We start from the raw sequence: 17,192 nt of genomic DNA, 5'->3' as shown, positions 1-17,192 counted from the left end.
CGCGTAACGAGTGGCCATCGTGTCCGTTTCGCTATCCGACAAACTCGTCGTCGCCATTTCGTCGCGTGCGCTCTTCGATTTCGAGGAGGAAAACCACGTGTTCGAGGCCGGAGACCTGCAAGCCTACGAGGCGCTGCAGCGCGAGCGCCTGAACGTACCTGCGCGGCCAGGCGTGGCGTTCGCGCTGATGCGCAAGCTGCTCGAGCTCAATAACGGCTCCCATCACGTGGAAGTCGTGATCCTCTCGCGCAGCGATCCCATCAGCGGTCTGCGCGCATTCAGCTCGTGCCGCGAGCACGGGCTCGACATTCAGCGCGGCGTGTTCACGCGCGGGCGCGAGCCCTGGCATTACCTCAAGCCGCTGAACGCTTCGCTCTTTCTCTCCGCGAACCCGGCGGACGTGAAGAGCGCGCTCGATGCGGGCTTCCCCGCCGCACGCGTGTTCCCCCGTATCGAGCACAATTCGGCGACAATGGCGGAACGCAACGCGCACGAGATTCGCATTGCGTTCGACGGCGATGCGGTGCTGTTTTCCGACGAAGCCGAGCAGATTTTCCAGAGCAAGGGGCTTTCCGCCTTCGTGAGCCACGAGCGCGACAACCGCGAACTGCCGCTTGCGCAAGGCCCGCTGCAGCCGTTGCTGGCAGCCCTTAACCGTCTGCAGAAGCTCGCCGACGCGAACGCGCAAATGCGCATCCGCACCGCCCTTGTCACCGCGCGCTCGGCCCCCGCGCACGAGCGCGCAATCCGTACGCTGATGGCCTGGAACATCGAGATCGACGAAGCGATGTTCCTTGGCGGACTCGACAAAGGCCCGTTCCTGCGCGAGTTCGAACCCGATTTTTTCTTCGACGACCAGATCCGCACCTGCGAATCCGCGCGCTCGGTCACGGCCACCGGGCACGTGGCAAGCGGCGTGACCAATCTCGCAACCGAAGCCAACGCATCATGACTCCCGACCAATCTCCGCTCGGCAAGGCCTCCACCTACACCGAGCAATACGACGCTTCGCTCCTGTTCCCGATCCCGCGCGCGGGCGCGCGCGAGCAGATCGGCATTGGCGCGCAACTGCCCTTCTTCGGCAGCGACATCTGGAACGCCTACGAGCTTTCGTGGCTCAACGCGCGCGGCAAGCCGCAGATCGCGATCGCCACGTTCTTCATTCCCGCCGACTCGCCGAACATCGTCGAATCGAAGTCGTTCAAGCTCTATCTGGGCTCGTTCGCACAAACGCCGTTCGAATCCGCCGACGCGGTGCGTGACACGATCAGGCGCGACGTGACGGCGGCGTGCGGCGCGTCGGTTTCGGTGCGGCTCGACCAGCCGGGCGCGTTCGGCAAGATCCCGTTCGAAGAGTTCGACGGCCTCTCGCTCGATCGCCTCGATCTCGACACGGAGATCTATCACCCGGAGCCGACGCTCCTGAAAGCCGCGTTCGACGAAGCGCCGGTAGAAGAAACGCTGATCTCGAACCTGCTCAAGTCGAACTGCCCGGTAACGGGCCAGCCCGACTGGGGCAGCGTGCAGATTCACTACGTAGGGCCGCAGATCGATCAGGCGGGCCTCTTGCGCTACATCATCTCGTATCGCAATCACACGGGCTTTCACGAGCAATGCGCCGAACGCATCTTCATGGACATCCTGCGCGAGTGCAAACCGGACCGGCTCGCCGTCTACGCGCGCTACACGCGGCGCGGCGGTCTCGACATCAATCCGTTTCGCACCAACTTCAACATGCCGATGCCGGATAACGCGCGGCTCGCGCGCCAGTAAGCGGAAGATCCGAGCCTTCGAAACAGGCAAAGTACAAAAACAAAACGCGCCGCAAAGACGGCGCGTTTTTCATTGGCATGGCGATGCGATGGCGCTTCAATGCGGCAACTCGGCCGCCCCCATGCGCCGCGCGATCACGGCGGTGCGCTGCGCGAGATACGCCGAGTTGCGATGCTCGTCGAAGTACCTGGGACGCGGCAGCATCACCGCGAGGCGCGCCGACTGCCACGGCGAGAGCTTCGCGGCGCTCGTGCGGTAGTAGTAGCGCGCGGCCGCCTGCGCGCCGTACACGCCGTTGCCCCACTCCACCGAATTCAGATAGATCTCGAAGATGCGTTCCTTGTCGAGCAGCGTCTGCAGCATCCAGGTGATGATGAACTCCTGGCCCTTGCGGATGTAGCTCTGCTCGCGCGAGAGGAACAGGTTGCGCGCGAGCTGCTGCGTGATGGTCGAGCCGCCGCGCACGATATGGCCGCGCTGCTTGTTCTTCTCCCACGCCTGGAGAATGGCGTCGGTTTCGTAGCCGTTGTTGTTGACGAAGTTCGCGTCCTCGGACGCGATGATCGCGCGCTTCAGGTTACGCGAGATCTGGTCGTACGGCACCCATTCGTGCTGGATCGGGAGGCCGGGGCGGTCGGTGGAAAGACGCGCAGCGTCGGTGCGCATGAACGCCGTGGTTTGCGGATCGACGACGTTCCAGAGCGCGATTTGCACGAAGTAGAACAGTTGCGTGGCGATCCACGCAAACACGAACACTGAGACGGCCCAGGTCAGCCAGCGCAGCGCACCAGGACGTTTTCGCGTCGGCACGCGGCGCCCGCTGCCGCTCGCGAGCGCCGCGGCCTGCGCACCGATGGCTTGCCTGCGCATGGCGTCGTCTCCGTTTTGCGCGAGAGGCGCTGCGCGTTACGCGGCCTGCGCGGCAAGCTGCGCGCGCAACGCCGCCAGCACCGGCGCGCCCTCGGGCCGCACGCCGCGCCACACGAAGAACGACTCGGCGGCCTGCTCGACCAGCATGCCGAGCCCGTCGGCCGCGCGCGCGCCAAGTGCCTGCGCGTGGCGCATGAACACGGTGGGCTGCGCGCCATACATCATGTCGTAGGCGAGCGTGTGCGTGCCGAACGCGCGCTCGTCGCATTCGGGCAACGCCGCATCGAGGCTGCCCGCCGTCGCGTTCACGATGACGTCGTAGGGCTTGGGATCGACCGGGTCGCGATAGACCGGGTCGCGATAGACCGGGTCGCGATACACGGCTTGCGGGCCGCCGCCGTTAAGGAGACAGCCGAACTCGCCCGCCGCGCCGGCGAACTGCTCGACGAGCGCGTGCGCCTTCGGCGCCGTGCGGTTCACGATGGTGATCCCGCGCGGCCTGCGCTCGAGCATCGGCAGCACGACGCCGCGCGCCGCGCCGCCCGCGCCGAGCAGCAGCACGCGCGCGCCTTCGAGTGCAACGCCGAGGTTCACCTCGATATCGCGCACGAGGCCGAAGCCGTCGGTGTTGTCGCCGAAGATGCCGTCTGCGTCGAAGCGCAGCGTGTTCACCGCGCCCGCTGCCGCCGCACGCGGCGAGAGCCTGTGCGCAAGCGCGTGGGCCTCCAGCTTGAACGGCACGGTCACGTTCAGGCCCCGGCCGCCCGCCGCGTGAAATGCCCGCACCTGCTCGGCGAAACCGTCGAGCGGCGCGAGCAGGCGGTCGTATTCGACACGCTCGCCCGTTTGCAGCGCGAACTGCGCGTGGATGTACGGCGACTTGCTGTGCGCGACCGGGTTGCCGATTACGGCGTAGCGGTCGGCGTGCACAACCGGCTTCGACTCGCTGGCACTCATCCGCGCGGCTCCGTTGCGTGCTGTTCGCTCGATTGTTCTTCCGTCGCGCTCGCTTCGCTTGCCGCCTCGCCTTGCGCCTCGCCCGCTTCCGCGACAGCTTCCGCTTCGCTTTGCGCGGATTCGTCGGCGGCCTCGATCAGCTCTTCGTCTTCGCCCGCATCCTCTTCGGGCTGCTCGCCGCTCGTCACGACGGGCGCGTCGAGCACACGCAGCATGCGCACAGAAGCCTCGATGGTCAGCTCGTCGATCGACAGCACTTCCATCATCAGGCGCGTGCCGCGCGCGTGCACGCCGAGTGCGGGCACGTGCATGAGCAGCGGCACTTCCTCGAAGCGCACCAGGTCGTCCTTAACGACGCTCGCCGGGAACTCGCGGCGCGGCTCGCGACCCGCTTCACCGCGCATTTCCTGCTGCAGCCAGCGCAGGCACCAGAAGTACTCCATGCGGCGCTGATGGTCGGCGTAAGCGGTATAGGTCTCGTCGAAGCCCTGCACGACGGCGAAGAGATCGGCGTCCTTGGGCTTGAACGGCGCGACGAGCTTGGCGGCCACGCCGTGCTCCACGCACGCGAGCAACTGCCACTGGTTCACGAGGTCCACGTAGCGGCGCAGCGGCGACGTGCTCCACGCATACTGCGCAACGCCGAGGCCTTCGTGTGGCGCGGCGCTGGTTTGCATGCGCGTGCGCTTGGGGCCGCTCGGCGCGCCGAACGCGCGCTGCGAGCGATAGATGCCCGGCACGCCGTGATCGTGCAGGAACGCGCCCCACGTGGAGTTCGCGAGAATCGCCAGCTCCGCGACGATCAGGTCGAGCGGCGAACCGCGGCGGCGCGGCGAGATGGTCACATGCTCGCCTTCCACGTAGAAGTTGAAGTCGGTGTTGCGCTGGACTTCGCGGCGCAGGCCGTAGCCGGCGCGCGCCTGCTGGCGCTTCTCGAACAGCGCCTGCGCGAACGGCCACAGCACGGCGATGTCGTCCTTGTGCGGATACTCGCCCGTGCCCGCTGCGAGCGTCTCTTCGGTGACGACTTCGTCGAGCGTGTTGTGACGCAGATTGTTCTTCACGAACACGCGCTCGGCGCGCGTTTCGGTCGCGACGATCTCCTGCGTCTCGCGGTTCACGATGCAGTAAAGCGAAAGCGCCGGCCGCAGACCGCCTTCCTTGAGCGTGAACGCGTCGACGAAATCGTCGGGCAGCATCGTGATCTTGTCGCCGGGCATGTAGACCGTCGAAAGACGCGTGCGAGCGATCGTATCCGCGGTGTCGCCGCGCTGGATGCCGAGCGCGGGCGCCGCGATGTGGATGCCGATGCGCACGCGGCCGTCGGCCAGGTGCTCGACCGAGAATGCGTCGTCGATTTCCGTCGTGGTGACATCGTCGATCGAGAACGCCTGCACGTGCTCGGCGGCGTCGGGCAGATCCTCGGGCAGCGTACCCACCTCGACGGGCGGGAAACCGGTGCCGTGCGGGAAGAAGTCCGCGAGGAAGCGTGCCTCGTGCAGCGCGCGCGGCGAAGCGATACCGCCGTTTTCGAGCATGAGGCGCGGCATCGAAATGCCGCGCGCGGCGGCGGCCGCTTCGAGCGCCTTGTATTCAATGGCGTTCTTGTCCGGCTTCGTGAGGAGTCCGAGCGCCCGGCCCTTGAACGCCTCGGGCAGTCTACCCGCCTTCAGCTCCTCTTCGTAGCCGGCCTGCACCAGCGCCTGCTGACGCTTGCGCTCGAGCGAGGCCAGCGCCATCTTGAGCTGTTCTTCGGGCGCGCGCTGATACTGGCCGCGCCCCTTGCGGCGAAAGTACACGGGCGAGCCATGCAGGCGCAGCACGAGCGCGGCGCGCTCGACCGGGCCGTAGGCTTCGCCGAAATACTCGCTCGCGAGCGCCGTGTACGCGAATTCCTCGGCGGGCGCGCATTCCCACAGGAAGTCCAGATCGATCTCCTGGGCAGCGGCGTCCGCCTGCTCCAGCAGTTCGCCCGCTGCCGGCTTCTCGAACTCGATCAGCACGTCTTTCGCGCGCACCTTGGCGCGCCGCCCGCCCGGCAGCTCGACCTGAAACGCATCACCCTGGCGCGACAGCACGCTGCCGGCCTTGAAACTGCCCGATTCCTCAAAGAAGACGTTCACTCAATACTCTCGTTCAGACTTGCTTCGACCGCCGGCGCGGCGCGCGGGCGGTGCTGTATACATATAGGCGTTCGCACGCATCAGGCGGCATCGCAGAAACGGATCACTTCGTCGACGTAATCTGCGAACTCGCTGATGCCATGATCGCTGCCTTCGATCAGGTGTGTAGGCACACCCGGATAGTGCGCGAGCATCTCGCGGTAATCGAGCACCTCGTCACCGGTCGCGGCGATCAGATAGTAGCGCGCGGGTTGCGTCACCGTCGTCACGGCCAGCGCGCGCAATTCTTCCAGGTGACGCGGTTCGACGACGATGCTGCCGCCGCCGTGCCAGAGCGGCTGCTCGCCGAGATATTTCGACAGATCGCGGTCGGGCATCACGGCGGGGTTCAGGAGCGCGGCGCGCCAGCCGTGCTTTTGCGCGAGATGCGTGGCGAAGTAGCCGCCAAGCGAACTGCCGATGAGCGTGACGCGCTCGCCCGGCTTCCATTGCGCGCCGATCTCCCGCTCGGCGAGCGCAATCGCTTCGCGCGGCGAAACCGGCAGCGCCGGGCACAGCCATTCTCCGCTGCGGCCCAGTTCGGCCATGCGCGCCGCCAGCAGGCGCGCCTTGAACGACTGGGGCGACGAGCGAAAGCCGTGCAGATAGACGATCACGCCGCGCTCCGTGCCGAGAGGGCATCGAGCAGCTTTTGATGCACGCCGCCGAAGCCGCCGTTGCTCATCACGAGCACCTGGTCGCCGGGGCGTGCGGCTGCGACGACTGCCTTCACGAGCGCTTCGAGATCGTGGAAGGCGCGGGCCTTCTCACCGAGCGGCGCGAGGGCCCCAGTGAGATCCCAGCCGAGCGCGTCCTTGCCGCCCGGTGCGCCGTAGCCGAATACGAGGTCGGCATCGGCGAGACTGGCGGGCAACTGCGCCTTCATCACGCCGAGCTTCATCGTGTTCGAGCGCGGCTCGAGCACGGCGAGGATGCGCGTGTTTTTGTGACCGACGCGCGTGCGCAGGCCGGCGATCGTCGTTTCGATGGCCGTGGGATGGTGCGCGAAGTCGTCGTAGACGGTCACGCCGTCAACGCTGCCGCGCACTTCCATGCGGCGCTTCACGTTGCGGAACGTGGCGAGCGAGGCTGCGGCCTGCGCGGGCGGCACGCCCACGCTGCGCGCGGCGGCAATTGCCGCCAGCGCATTCTGGCGATTGTGTTCACCCTGGATCTGCCAGTCCACCACGCCTGCACGTTCGCTGTTGTGATAGACGGCGAAGCGCTCATCCACGGCCACGCCTTCCTCGGCTGGCAGCGCCTGCCAGCCGCCGTCCACGCCGAAGCGCTCCACGTCGCTCCATACGCCGCGCGTGAGCACGCGTTCGAGCGCGTCGGAGCGGCCGTTCGTGACGATGCGGCCCACGCCCGGGATCGTGCGCACGAGGTGATGGAACTGCGTCTCGATCGCCGCGAGATCGGGGAAGATGTCGGCGTGATCGAATTCGAGGTTGTTGAGCAGCGCCGTGCGCGCACGGTAATGAACGAACTTCGAGCGCTTGTCGAAGAACGCCGTGTCGTACTCGTCGGCTTCGATCACGAAGAAGCTCGAATCGGTCAGGCGCGCCGATACGCCGAAATTGAGCGGCACGCCGCCGATCAGGAAGCCGGGATTCAGGCCCGCGTCTTCGAGCAGCCACGTGAGCATCGAGCTCGTGGTGGTCTTGCCGTGCGTGCCCGCCACCGCGAGCACCCACTTGTCGCGCAGCACGTGCTCGCCGAGCCACTGCGGACCCGACGTGTACGGCAAGCCGCGATCGAGGATCTCCTCCATCAGCGGGTTGCCGCGCGCGACGACGTTGCCGATCACATAGAGATCGGGATTGAGTTCGATCTGGCCCGCGTCGTAACCCTCGATGAGACGGATGCCTTGAGCCTCGAGCTGGGTGCTCATCGGCGGGTACACGCCGGCATCGCAGCCGGTCACCGTGTGGCCCGCGCTGCGCGCGAGCACCGCAAGTCCGCCCATGAACGTGCCGCAGATGCCGAGGATATGGATGTGCATAAGCCTGTCGCGCCGCGCGGGCGTCGTGAACGCGTTGATCGGTTTGATCGGTTGAAAAAGGATGGAGAAGCTGGAACGACGGCAGTCCTGCGCCGCCGCAGCAAGGAACGGGTATTGTACCCGAGGCCCCGAGCCCTATTGGCTCGACCTCGGCCCCCGCAGCGACGGAAAATCCCTGGCGCTCCGGCAGCGGGTGCGGCGCAGCGGCCGCCCGCAGGAGCCCAGGGCGATCTCTAGTATCATTAAAGGATGGTTCGCAGATCACATTTCGATCCCCAGCGCGTGCGCGAGGAAATCGCCATCGCAGCAGCAAGGATGATCGCCGAGGACGGCCTCGACTACGCCACCGCCAAACGCAAGGCAGCCCGGCAGGTGATGGGGGAAACGCGTATCGAAGGCACCTGGCTGCCCGACAACGATCAGATCGAGGAAGAGATCCGCGAATATCAGGCCCTCTTTCAGAGCGACAGCCAGCCGGCGGTGCTGCGCCGCCTGCGCGAGATCGCGCTCGAATGGATGCAGCGGCTCGAGGCGTTCAATCCGTTCCTGACCGGCGCGGTGCTCAACGGCACGGCGGGCGAGCACTCCGACATCCATCTGCAGATTTTTTGTGACAACGCGAAGGATGTCGCGATCTGGCTCCTCAACGCGAACGTGCAGTACGACGTGTCGGAAACGCGCCATTTCGCGGCGCGCGGCTTCGTGGAGACGCTCAGCTTCATGTGGCGTGCGTCACGCGCCGAGGAGCCGGTGGGCATACACGTTGCGCTCTACAATACGGACGACTTGCGCGGCGCCGTGCGCGCCGATGCGCGGGGCAGGTTGCCGCGCGCCAATGCGCAGACCCTCCAGGCGCTGATCGACGAGAGCGGCGCCACTTCTTCCACAACCTGATAACGGCAGCGATGAACACGAAGCGGATTCTGGCCGGCGTGGCGGTGGCGGCAATCGCCGCGGGCGGCGGCATACTGGCTGGGCACTGGGCAACGAGCGGCAGCGCCGGGGTAGCCGACGCGGCCTCGGTGAGCGCCGCAGCGGCGAGCGGCAAGCAGAATGCAGTCGGCCAGCTCTGGTCGGCGGCGGTCACGAACCCGGACGGCAAGGCGCAATCGCTCGCCATCTACAAAGGCCGGCCGATCGTGGTCAACTTCTGGGCGTCCTGGTGCGGCCCGTGCGTCGAGGAAATGCCGGAGCTTTCGGCGCTCCAGCGGGAATACGCGAAGAAGGGCATTCAGTTCGTCGGCCTGGGCGTGGATTCGGCCGCGAACATCAAGACGTTCCTCAAGAAGGTGCCCGTCGAGTACCCGATCTACATCGCCGGCTTCGGCGGCGCCGACGTCGCGCGCGCGTTCGGCAACAACGCGGGCGGCTTACCTTACACGGTGGTAATCGACGCAAACGGCGCCGTTCGTGCGACAAAATTAGGGCAAATCAAGCCGGACGAACTTCGGCACACGCTCGACGCGCTTTGACGCAGCGGAATATTTGACGCAATCTTAAGCGCCGTAGCGCGACTTTTACCGTGCGAATCCTGTCATTTGACTGAAGATCGGCCCCGGCCTTCGCCGCAAGGCGAAGTCAGGGCCATATCGCCTTATCGGAAAACTAGACAAATTTCTCTAATCGGCGCTAAAGTTCGCGCAATTCCACGGAAAAAGAAGCGACCATGACGCGACTGCTGGTTCTGCACGGCCCCAACCTCAATCTTCTCGGCACCCGGGAACCGGAGGTGTACGGGCGCGTGACGCTGCCGCAGATCGATCAGGCGCTTTCGGACCGTGCCGCGGACGCCGGCGTCGAACTCGCGACCTTCCAGAGCAATCACGAGGGCGCACTGGTCGACCGCATTCAGTCGGCCCGCACCGAGCAGACCGACTTCATCCTGATCAACCCGGCCGCGTACACGCATACGAGCGTCGCGATCCGGGATGCGCTGGCAGGCGTCGGCATCCCGTTCGTCGAGATTCACCTGTCGAACGTGCATCGCCGCGAATCCTTCCGGCACCATTCGTATTTTTCCGACCAGGCCGAAGGTGTGATTTGCGGCCTCGGCTGGAAGGGTTATCTCTACGCGCTCGAATACGCGCTCGACCGGCTCGCTGCCCGGTCGGCGGCCTGATTCCCGCGCCGGATGACCGTCAATACCTGAACAACAACCCGTGCCGGGACGCGCGCGCCCCGGCACTTCACGTATTCAAAGCAAAAGGGGCTGCACCATGGATCTACGTAAGCTGAAGACTCTGATCGACCTCGTCTCCGAATCGGGCATCTCGGAGCTCGAGGTGACCGAGGGTGAAGGCAAGGTGCGCATCGTCAAGAACGCGCCGCCCGTTTACGTGCAGCCGGGCCCCGCGCAATACGCGGCGCCGGCCATGGGTGCTCCGCTCGCAGCGCCCGCCCATGTCGGCGAAACCGCCGCAGCGGCGCCCGCCGCGCCCGCCGTGCCGCAAGGCCACGTCGTGACTTCGCCGATGGTGGGCACGTTCTACCGTGCGCCGTCGCCGGGCGCCGACCCGTTCGTCCAGGTTGGCGACACGGTCAAGGAAGGCCAAACGCTTTGCATCATCGAAGCGATGAAGCTCCTCAACGAGATCGAGTCGGACACGGCCGGCGTGGTCAAGGAAATCCTCGTCGAGAACGGTCAGGCAGTCGAATACGGCCAGCCGCTCTACGTGATCGCCTAAGCTTTTCTGCGCGCGGCAGCGGCCGTCTTTTTTGGCCGCGCCGCGTTTGTCGCGTTGTTCGTAGCGTCTGGCGCCCCATGACGGCGACGCACGCGACCGATCCTCCGAGTTTTACATGGGATCGCAGTGACCGCTAAAGCGCTAACTCCGATCGACAGGCGTGCGCACATACGACTTGCGACGCCCATTGATGAGTCGAATACCCACCATGTTTGAAAAAATCCTCATTGCCAATCGTGGCGAAATCGCGCTCCGCATCCAGCGCGCGTGCCGCGAACTCGGCGTCAAGACGGTCGTCGTCTATTCGGAAGCCGACAAGGAAGCCAAGTACGTGAAGCTCGCCGACGAGGCGGTCTGTATCGGCCCGGCGCCTTCGAACCTCTCCTACCTGAACATGCCCGCGCTCATCAGCGCGGCCGAAGTCACTGACGCAGAAGCGATCCACCCCGGTTACGGCTTCCTCTCCGAGAACGCCGACTTTGCCGAGCGTGTGGAGCAGTCGGGCTTCACGTTCATCGGCCCGCGCCCGGAAACGATCCGCATGATGGGCGACAAGGTCACGGCGAAGCAGACCATGATCAAGACCGGCGTGCCCTGCGTGCCGGGCTCGGAAGGCGCACTGCCCGACGATCCGAAAGAAATCGTCAAGATCGCGCGCGCGATCGGCTACCCCGTCATCATCAAGGCGGCGGGCGGCGGTGGCGGGCGCGGCATGCGCGTCGTGCACACGGAAGCGGCGCTCGTGAACGCGGTCAACATGACCCGCGAAGAAGCCGGCCGGGCATTCGGCAACCCGCAGGTCTACATGGAGAAGTACCTCGAGAACCCGCGTCACATCGAAATCCAGATTCTCTCGGACTCGTTCAAAAACGCCGTGTGGCTGGGCGAGCGCGACTGCTCCATGCAGCGCCGCCACCAGAAGGTGATCGAGGAAGCGCCGGCGCCGGGCATCGCGCGCCGCCTGCTCGATCGCATCGGCGATCGCTGCGCCGACGCGTGCAAGAAGATGGGCTACCTCGGCGCGGGCACGTTCGAGTTCCTGTATGAAAACGGCGAGTTCTACTTCATCGAAATGAACACGCGCGTGCAGGTCGAGCACCCGGTCACCGAACTGATCACGGGCATCGACATCGTGCAGGAGCAGATCCGCATCGCCGCGGGCGAGAAGCTCTCGTTCCGCCAGCGCGACATCCAGTTGAAGGGCCACGCGATCGAGTGCCGTATCAACGCGGAAGATCCGTTCAAGTTCACGCCGTCGCCGGGCCGCCTCACGTCGTGGCACATGCCGGGCGGTCCTGGCGTGCGCGTCGACTCGCATGCCTACAATGGCTATTTCGTGCCGCCGAACTATGATTCGATGATCGGCAAGCTGATCACCTACGGCGCCACGCGCGAGCAGGCCATCCAGCGCATGCGCATCGCGCTCTCGGAAATGGTGGTCGAAGGCATCCAGACCAACATCCCGCTGCATCGCGAGCTGATGCTCGACGCGAAGTTCGTCGAGGGCGGCACGAGCATTCACTACCTCGAAAGCCGTCTGGCCGAACGTCAGGCAGTGAAGAAGGACGAAGCGTAATTCATGAGCTACCGGGAACTGATCGTCGAGCTGGATCGCCATCGCGCGGAGGCACTGTCCGACGCGCTGATCGAGCTTGGCGCCCTCTCGGTGTCGGTGGAAGACGCCGACGCCGACACGCCCGACGAGCAGCCGCTCTTCGGCGAGCCGGGCTTAACACCCGAGCGCACGGCGTGGCAGCATTCGCGCGTGATCGCGCTGATCGGCGCCGACCAGGATCCCGCCGTGCTGCTCGCGGCCGCTTCGAACGAGCTGGGTCTCACCGAAACGCCGAAATTCTCGCTGCGCGAAGTCGAGGAGCAGGACTGGGTGCGTTTGACGCAATCGCAGTTCGACCCGATCCAGATCGGCGAGCGCATCTGGGTCGTGCCGTCGTGGCACGATGCCCCGGACCCGAACGCGCTCGTGCTCGAGCTGGATCCGGGCCTCGCGTTCGGCACCGGCAGCCATCCCACCACGCGTCTGTGCATGGAATGGCTCGAACAGCACGTGCAGCCCGGCAATTCGCTGCTCGACTACGGCTGCGGTTCGGGCATCCTCGCGATCCTCGCGAAGAAGTGCGGCGCGAATCCGGTGATCGGCATCGACATCGACCCACAGGCGGTCGAGTCGGCACGCCACAACAGCGAGCGCAATCGCGCCCAGGTCACCTACGGCCTGCCCGACGATTGCCCCGCCGGCGAGTTCGACATCGTCGTCGCCAACATTCTTTCGAATCCGCTCAAGCTGATGGCCTCGATGCTCTCGTCGCGCGTAAAGCCGGGCGGGCGCATTGCGCTTTCGGGCATCCTCGCGCGCCAGGCCGAGGAAGTCGCGCAGGTGTACGCGCGGTGGATCGACATCTCGGTCTGGCGCGAACACGAAGGCTGGGTCTGCCTCGCGGGCACGCGGCGCGCGTAATCCCTTCCCGTTCCGATCGGGCTAGCGCGAGCCTGATCGCGCCCCAGGCGGCAAGACCGAAGTCGTAGACTGCGCTGGATTGCCAGTAGAATGCGGGTATCGCCAATCCTCCGGTCTACCCAGATCCTCGGCCCACATGCTTCTGGCAACGCGCTGCCCCTTCTGTGAAACCGTTTTCCGCATTCAGCCCACGCAGCTCGCAGTGCGGCGCGGCCTCGTGCGTTGCGGGCATTGCCAGGAAGCGTTCGATGCGTCGGGCAGTCTGTTCGAAATGCCGGAAGGCGGCGACTTCACGCGCGCGGTGCCCGTTGCTGCCGAAATCGCGGCCAGCCTGACCTCGCCGCCATCGGCGCCCGCTTCACGTTTTGCTGCGCAGCCCGTTTCAGAAGCCGCCTCGGAGTTCGCTTTACAGTCGGCTTCACAGTCTGCTTTACAGTCAGCTTCACAGCCCACCTCGCCGCAGCCCGATGTTCAGCCTGATCAGGCGGATCGGAGCGCAGCAGCGATGCGATCGCAAGAGCCGCCCCCAACGCTGGGCGCCGCACCCAATTTCACGAATCGCGCGTGGGACCCGTGGGCGCCGCCGCAGGACACCCAGCGCGATCCGCGCCTGAAATACGACGCTGACAAACTACCGGGTGCAAGCATCGCCCGTGGCGCCTCGCCCGGGGCTGCGCCCGCACACGAGTCGCGGGTCGCCTTCGACGACGAACCGACGCTCGGGCGGGCACCACACGATGCGCAGCGTGCGCCGGCGGCACCTGCAGCAGAACCGGTACCGCCGCCCCAGCAGCCCGCATCCGAACCCTTCCCGCCCGCCGCGCGCTGGACGCGCAGCGAGCCGGACCTGGGCACGAGCGGCCCGGCCGAGCCGACCTTCGGGGCCAATGAAGCATCGGCGGCGGGTCGCATCGACGACCCGGAGCCTGCGCTCGGCCCCCGCACCCGCGAAGCCGCGCCCGAGCCCGCATTCAGCGCGCTCTCGCCCAACGACGGCGCCGCGCCGTTCGCCGTCACGCGCGAAGCGCCCGCCCGACCGCGCGGCTCGCGCGGCCTCGTCTGGCGCATTCTCGGCACGCTCGTCGCCGTCCTGCTGCTCGCGCTGCTCGTCGTGCAGCTCGCGTGGTGGCAGCGTGAAACGGTCATGGTCTACTGGCCCGACTCGCAGTCGCTCTATCTGCAGGCGTGCGAGCAGCTCGGCTGCCGCGTGCTGCCGCCGCGCGACATCGACGGCCTGCTGGTCGAGCCGTCCGATCTGCGCCAGGTCGACAACGAGCCGCATCACCTCGAATTGAAGGTGCCGCTGCGCAACCGCTTCAACGTGGCGCTCGCGTACCCCGCGATAGAGCTGTCGCTGCTCGACCGGCAGAACAACATCGTCGTGCGGCGCGTGCTGTGGCCGCAGGACTACGTCACGCCCGGCACGTCCATTGAAGCCGGTCTGCCCGCACGCACCACGCAGACCATGATCGTGCGGCTCGACACGGGCGACGTGGTGGCGTCGAACTTCCGCATCGAGATTTTCTACCCCTGATTTTCCGTCTGTGCGCGGGTGCACCGGCGTGCCCCGCGCGTTTCCCGGCGTCCCGCATCGCGCGGGTGCGCCATTCACCACAACATGCATTCCCGGAGAGCACATCATGAGTCAAGTCACGCTAGGCGGTAACCCGATCGACGTCGCCGGCACCTTCCCGAGCGTCGGCCAGAAGGCCCCGGCGTTCTCGCTCGTCGGCAAGGATCTGAAGCCTGTCTCGCTCGCCGATTTCGCCGGCAAGCGCAAGGTGCTGAACATCGTGCCGAGCCTCGACACGCCGACCTGCGCCACCTCCACGCGCAAGTTCAACGAAGCCGCCGCCGGCCTGAGCAACACGGCTGTCGTCGTGATCTCGGGCGACCTGCCGTTCGCCGCTGCGCGCTTCTGTACGACCGAAGGCATCGCCAACGTCGTCACGGCCTCGACCTTCCGCGGCCATGAGTTCGCGCAAGCCTATGGCGTGGACGTGACGAGCGGCCCGCTCACCGGCCTGACCGCGCGCGCCGTCGTCGTGCTCGACGAAAACGACAACGTCCTGCACGCCGAGCGCGTGAGCGAAATCAAGAACGAACCGAACTACGACGCCGCACTCGCCGCGCTGAAGTAATCCGGCGGCGGCGCACACGCTCCTGGCGCCTGCATTGCCAGGTCGACGCGCGGGCCGGTGCGCCGCCCCATCCCCTACCACGCCCTACAGGAATTTTCCGCCTTGGCTACGCTGATCTGCGGCTCGCTCGCCTACGACAACATCATGACCTTCGAAGGTCGCTTTCGGGAGCACATCCTGCCCGAGCAGGTCCACATCCTGAACGTGAGCTTTCTCGTGCCGACGATGCGCCGCGAGTTCGGCGGCTGTGCCGGCAACATCGCGTACTCGCTCAATCTGCTCGGCGGCGACGCCCGCATCATGGCGACGCTCGGCGCCGCCGACGCGCGCCCGTACCTCGAACGCCTCGACACGCTCGGCCTCTCGAAGGCGCACGTACGCGTGCTGGAGGATACGTGGTCCGCGCAGGCGATGATCACGACCGATCTCGAGAACAACCAGATCACCGCGTTCCACCCGGGCGCGATGATGCAATCGCATTTGAACCGCGCCGACGAAGCGCCCGGCATCAAGCTCGGCATCGTCGCGCCGGACGGCTTCGACGGCATGGTCCAGCACGTCGAGCAGTTCGCGAAGGCGGGTGTGCCGTTTATCTTCGATCCGGGCCAGGGTCTGCCGCTCTTCGACGGCGCATCTTTGCGCCGCGCGATTGAACTTGCGACCTACGTAGCGGTCAACGACTACGAAGCCAACCTTGTCAGCCATCGCACCGGCTGGTCGTTCGACGAAATCGCCAGCCATGTCGACGCGCTGATCGTCACGCGCGGCGAGCACGGCTCGCAGATCTACCACAGCGGCAAGATCGAGGAGATTCCTCCGGTGAAGGCCGCCCGGGTGCTCGACCCGACCGGTTGCGGCGACGCTTTCCGCGGCGGCCTGCTCTACGGCATCGAGAACGGCCTCGACTGGGCCACCACGGGGCGTCTCGCGAGCCTGATGGGCGCGCTCAAGATCGAGCATCTCGGTCCGCAAAACTATGCGCCCACGCGAGCGCAGATCAACGAACGGTTCAAGGAGGCGTTCGGCTACGAACTGCCGAACTGAACGCGGGAGCCGCGCACGCGCGGCGCCCATTGGAGCTACGGGAATGAAAATAACAAGTCGTCTGATGGTTGCAGCCATGCTCGCGGGGTCGCTTGCGATGTCGGGCTGCGCTTATAACAGCAGTTCCGCCGATGTGTACACGGCCTCACAGGCGCAGCGCGAGCAAACGGTGCGTATGGCCACGGTCGAGAGCGTACGCGCGGTGAAGATCAGTTCGAACAACGGCCAGCCTAGCGGCCTTGGCGCGATCGGCGGCGGCGCGCTCGGCGCGGTGGCCGGCAGCCAGATCGGCGGCGGCACGGGCTCGATCGTCACCGGCATCATCGGCGGCATTGCAGGCGCCGTGGCCGGCAACGCGGTCGAAAACGGCGTGGCCATGCGCGACGGCCTCGAGATCACGGTGCGCCTCGACAACGGCGATTACCGCGCCATCACGCAAACGGCGACCGGCGAAGTCTTCAACGCGGGCGACCGCGTGCGGCTGCTCTCGAGCGGCGGCGTGACGCGCGTCACGCACTAACGGTTTCCCCTGTACCGCAGCGGCGCCTCGCGCCGGATGCGGAACCTCAGGCGCATGTGCTCCCCTGTGCATGCGCCTTTTTTCATGCCCGCGCGCGGCATGCGCGCGACCTCTCCCAACGATTACGAACTCCGGACGAAAAAAATCCCGCCGCGGACAACCCAGCGACGGGATCGGGATCGAGCCTTGCGCAGCGTGCCGCCCGGCCCGGCCAGCGAAGCGCGCGTACGATACAGCCTGCGCGCTTCGTCTCGGACTGCTTACGGACGGCTGCCGGTCGGGAACGGCCATGCTGCGGCCGGATTCAGGGCAGTCTTGACCGTTGCTGCGGGCGCGGACGGTTGCGCAGCAGGGGCAGCAGGTGCGGCAGCGGCCTTCGCAGGCGCCTTCTTGGCTGCCTTCTTGGCGGCAGCCTTCTTCGCAGGCGCAGCCTTCCTGGCAGCAGCCTTCTTCGCAGGCGCCTTCTTGGCTGCAACCTTCTTCGCAGCAACCTTCTTGGCGGCGGCCTTCTTCGCCGGCGCTGCCTTCTTCGCAGCAACCTTCTTCACGGCGACTTTCCT

At 66.2% G+C, this 17,192-nt stretch carries 18 protein-coding genes; 12 read left to right on the top strand and 6 right to left on the bottom strand.

Annotated elements, in window-relative coordinates:
• The first annotated feature begins 19 nt into the window (after positions 1-19).
• Together BHE01S_RS29940 and queF are read left to right on the top strand one after the other, a co-directional pair.
• Positions 20-952: a 5'-nucleotidase gene (locus tag BHE01S_RS29940; RefSeq protein ID WP_042270411.1), complete on the top strand. Its 933-nt coding sequence runs from the start codon at positions 20-22 to the stop codon at positions 950-952.
• Positions 949-1,773 carry an NADPH-dependent 7-cyano-7-deazaguanine reductase QueF gene (queF, locus tag BHE01S_RS29935; RefSeq protein ID WP_042270409.1) on the top strand — a complete coding sequence of 275 codons (825 nt, stop codon included), beginning with the start codon at positions 949-951 and terminating at the stop codon, positions 1,771-1,773. Before BHE01S_RS29940 ends, queF begins: the two co-directional genes overlap by 4 nt.
• Before the next feature lie 96 nt (positions 1,774-1,869).
• Here the strand turns inward: queF and mtgA are convergent, their stop codons facing one another.
• From mtgA to mpl, 5 genes are all read right to left on the bottom strand, one after another.
• Complete coding sequence (gene mtgA, locus BHE01S_RS29930; RefSeq protein WP_042270408.1) at positions 1,870-2,643, bottom strand: monofunctional biosynthetic peptidoglycan transglycosylase; 774 nt, start codon at positions 2,641-2,643, stop codon at positions 1,870-1,872.
• A 36-nt stretch (positions 2,644-2,679) separates the two neighbouring features.
• Entirely contained in the window at positions 2,680-3,600 is a 921-nt protein-coding gene (gene aroE, locus BHE01S_RS29925) for a shikimate dehydrogenase (protein WP_042270406.1), read from the bottom strand.
• On the bottom strand, positions 3,597-5,723 hold the full coding sequence (locus tag BHE01S_RS29920) for a ribonuclease catalytic domain-containing protein (RefSeq protein ID WP_042270404.1): 2,127 nt from the start codon (positions 5,721-5,723) through the stop codon (positions 3,597-3,599). The genes aroE and BHE01S_RS29920 overlap by 4 nt, the downstream gene beginning before the upstream one ends.
• Before the next feature lie 80 nt (positions 5,724-5,803).
• Positions 5,804-6,379 (bottom strand): YqiA/YcfP family alpha/beta fold hydrolase, encoded by a 576-nt coding sequence (locus BHE01S_RS29915; protein WP_042270402.1) that lies wholly within the window; start codon positions 6,377-6,379, stop codon positions 5,804-5,806.
• Positions 6,376-7,767: a UDP-N-acetylmuramate:L-alanyl-gamma-D-glutamyl-meso-diaminopimelate ligase gene (gene mpl, locus BHE01S_RS29910; protein ID WP_042270400.1), complete on the bottom strand. Its 1,392-nt coding sequence runs from the start codon at positions 7,765-7,767 to the stop codon at positions 6,376-6,378. Before mpl ends, BHE01S_RS29915 begins: the two co-directional genes overlap by 4 nt.
• Before the next feature lie 249 nt (positions 7,768-8,016).
• Between mpl and BHE01S_RS29905 the strand changes: the two genes are divergently transcribed.
• From BHE01S_RS29905 to BHE01S_RS29860, 10 genes are all read left to right on the top strand, one after another.
• Positions 8,017-8,661 (top strand): hypothetical protein, encoded by a 645-nt coding sequence (locus BHE01S_RS29905; protein ID WP_042270398.1) that lies wholly within the window; start codon positions 8,017-8,019, stop codon positions 8,659-8,661.
• An 11-nt stretch (positions 8,662-8,672) separates the two neighbouring features.
• Positions 8,673-9,239 carry a TlpA family protein disulfide reductase gene (locus BHE01S_RS29900; protein WP_042270396.1) on the top strand — a complete coding sequence of 189 codons (567 nt, stop codon included), beginning with the start codon at positions 8,673-8,675 and terminating at the stop codon, positions 9,237-9,239.
• 194 nt (positions 9,240-9,433) lie between these two features.
• Positions 9,434-9,886 carry a type II 3-dehydroquinate dehydratase gene (aroQ, locus tag BHE01S_RS29895; protein ID WP_042270394.1) on the top strand — a complete coding sequence of 151 codons (453 nt, stop codon included), beginning with the start codon at positions 9,434-9,436 and terminating at the stop codon, positions 9,884-9,886.
• Between the two features lie 97 nt (positions 9,887-9,983).
• Positions 9,984-10,451, top strand: a complete 468-nt coding sequence (gene accB, locus BHE01S_RS29890) for an acetyl-CoA carboxylase biotin carboxyl carrier protein (RefSeq protein WP_042270393.1) — start codon at positions 9,984-9,986, stop codon at positions 10,449-10,451.
• 208 nt (positions 10,452-10,659) lie between these two features.
• Positions 10,660-12,027: an acetyl-CoA carboxylase biotin carboxylase subunit gene (accC, locus tag BHE01S_RS29885; protein ID WP_042270391.1), complete on the top strand. Its 1,368-nt coding sequence runs from the start codon at positions 10,660-10,662 to the stop codon at positions 12,025-12,027.
• Positions 12,028-12,030: 3 nt separating this feature from the next.
• Complete coding sequence (prmA, locus tag BHE01S_RS29880) at positions 12,031-12,927, top strand: 50S ribosomal protein L11 methyltransferase (RefSeq protein WP_042270389.1); 897 nt, start codon at positions 12,031-12,033, stop codon at positions 12,925-12,927.
• 136 nt (positions 12,928-13,063) lie between these two features.
• Positions 13,064-14,461 carry a zinc-ribbon and DUF3426 domain-containing protein gene (locus tag BHE01S_RS29875; protein ID WP_042270387.1) on the top strand — a complete coding sequence of 466 codons (1,398 nt, stop codon included), beginning with the start codon at positions 13,064-13,066 and terminating at the stop codon, positions 14,459-14,461.
• A gap of 106 nt (positions 14,462-14,567) precedes the next feature.
• Entirely contained in the window at positions 14,568-15,068 is a 501-nt protein-coding gene (gene tpx / locus BHE01S_RS29870) for a thiol peroxidase (protein WP_042270386.1), read from the top strand.
• Positions 15,069-15,170: 102 nt separating this feature from the next.
• A complete protein-coding gene (locus BHE01S_RS29865; RefSeq protein WP_042270384.1) occupies positions 15,171-16,112 on the top strand; it encodes a carbohydrate kinase family protein in 942 nt (313 codons plus the stop codon).
• Positions 16,113-16,155: 43 nt separating this feature from the next.
• Complete coding sequence (locus BHE01S_RS29860; protein WP_042270382.1) at positions 16,156-16,632, top strand: outer membrane lipoprotein; 477 nt, start codon at positions 16,156-16,158, stop codon at positions 16,630-16,632.
• Positions 16,633-16,892: 260 nt separating this feature from the next.
• Here BHE01S_RS29860 and BHE01S_RS39935 read toward each other — a convergent pair whose 3' ends face one another.
• Entirely contained in the window at positions 16,893-17,180 is a 288-nt protein-coding gene (locus BHE01S_RS39935; protein ID WP_174479541.1) for a histone H1-like repetitive region-containing protein, read from the bottom strand.
• Between the last annotated feature and the right edge of the window lie 12 nt (positions 17,181-17,192).

The sequence above is a fragment of the Paraburkholderia heleia NBRC 101817 genome (assembly GCF_000739775.1).
In the GTDB taxonomy this organism is placed as follows: domain Bacteria; phylum Pseudomonadota; class Gammaproteobacteria; order Burkholderiales; family Burkholderiaceae; genus Paraburkholderia; species Paraburkholderia heleia.
The sequence above is the reverse complement of the archived record's forward strand: the minus strand, read 5'-3'. Positions and strand labels throughout refer to the sequence as shown.

Excerpts from the sequence above, each read along its gene's own strand:
- queF (WP_042270409.1), top strand. The coding sequence starts at position 949 with ATGACTCCCGACCAATCTCCGCTCGGCAAGGCCTCCACCTACACCGAG.
- mtgA (WP_042270408.1), bottom strand. The coding sequence starts at position 2,643 with ATGCGCAGGCAAGCCATCGGTGCGCAGGCCGCGGCGCTCGCGAGCGGC.
- aroE (WP_042270406.1), bottom strand. The coding sequence starts at position 3,600 with ATGAGTGCCAGCGAGTCGAAGCCGGTTGTGCACGCCGACCGCTACGCC.
- mpl (WP_042270400.1), bottom strand. The coding sequence starts at position 7,767 with ATGCACATCCATATCCTCGGCATCTGCGGCACGTTCATGGGCGGACTT.
- BHE01S_RS29905 (WP_042270398.1), top strand. The coding sequence starts at position 8,017 with ATGGTTCGCAGATCACATTTCGATCCCCAGCGCGTGCGCGAGGAAATC.
- BHE01S_RS29900 (WP_042270396.1), top strand. The coding sequence starts at position 8,673 with ATGAACACGAAGCGGATTCTGGCCGGCGTGGCGGTGGCGGCAATCGCC.
- aroQ (WP_042270394.1), top strand. The coding sequence starts at position 9,434 with ATGACGCGACTGCTGGTTCTGCACGGCCCCAACCTCAATCTTCTCGGC.
- accB (WP_042270393.1), top strand. The coding sequence starts at position 9,984 with ATGGATCTACGTAAGCTGAAGACTCTGATCGACCTCGTCTCCGAATCG.
- accC (WP_042270391.1), top strand. The coding sequence starts at position 10,660 with ATGTTTGAAAAAATCCTCATTGCCAATCGTGGCGAAATCGCGCTCCGC.
- prmA (WP_042270389.1), top strand. The coding sequence starts at position 12,031 with ATGAGCTACCGGGAACTGATCGTCGAGCTGGATCGCCATCGCGCGGAG.
- BHE01S_RS29875 (WP_042270387.1), top strand. The coding sequence starts at position 13,064 with ATGCTTCTGGCAACGCGCTGCCCCTTCTGTGAAACCGTTTTCCGCATT.
- tpx (WP_042270386.1), top strand. The coding sequence starts at position 14,568 with ATGAGTCAAGTCACGCTAGGCGGTAACCCGATCGACGTCGCCGGCACC.
- BHE01S_RS29860 (WP_042270382.1), top strand. The coding sequence starts at position 16,156 with ATGAAAATAACAAGTCGTCTGATGGTTGCAGCCATGCTCGCGGGGTCG.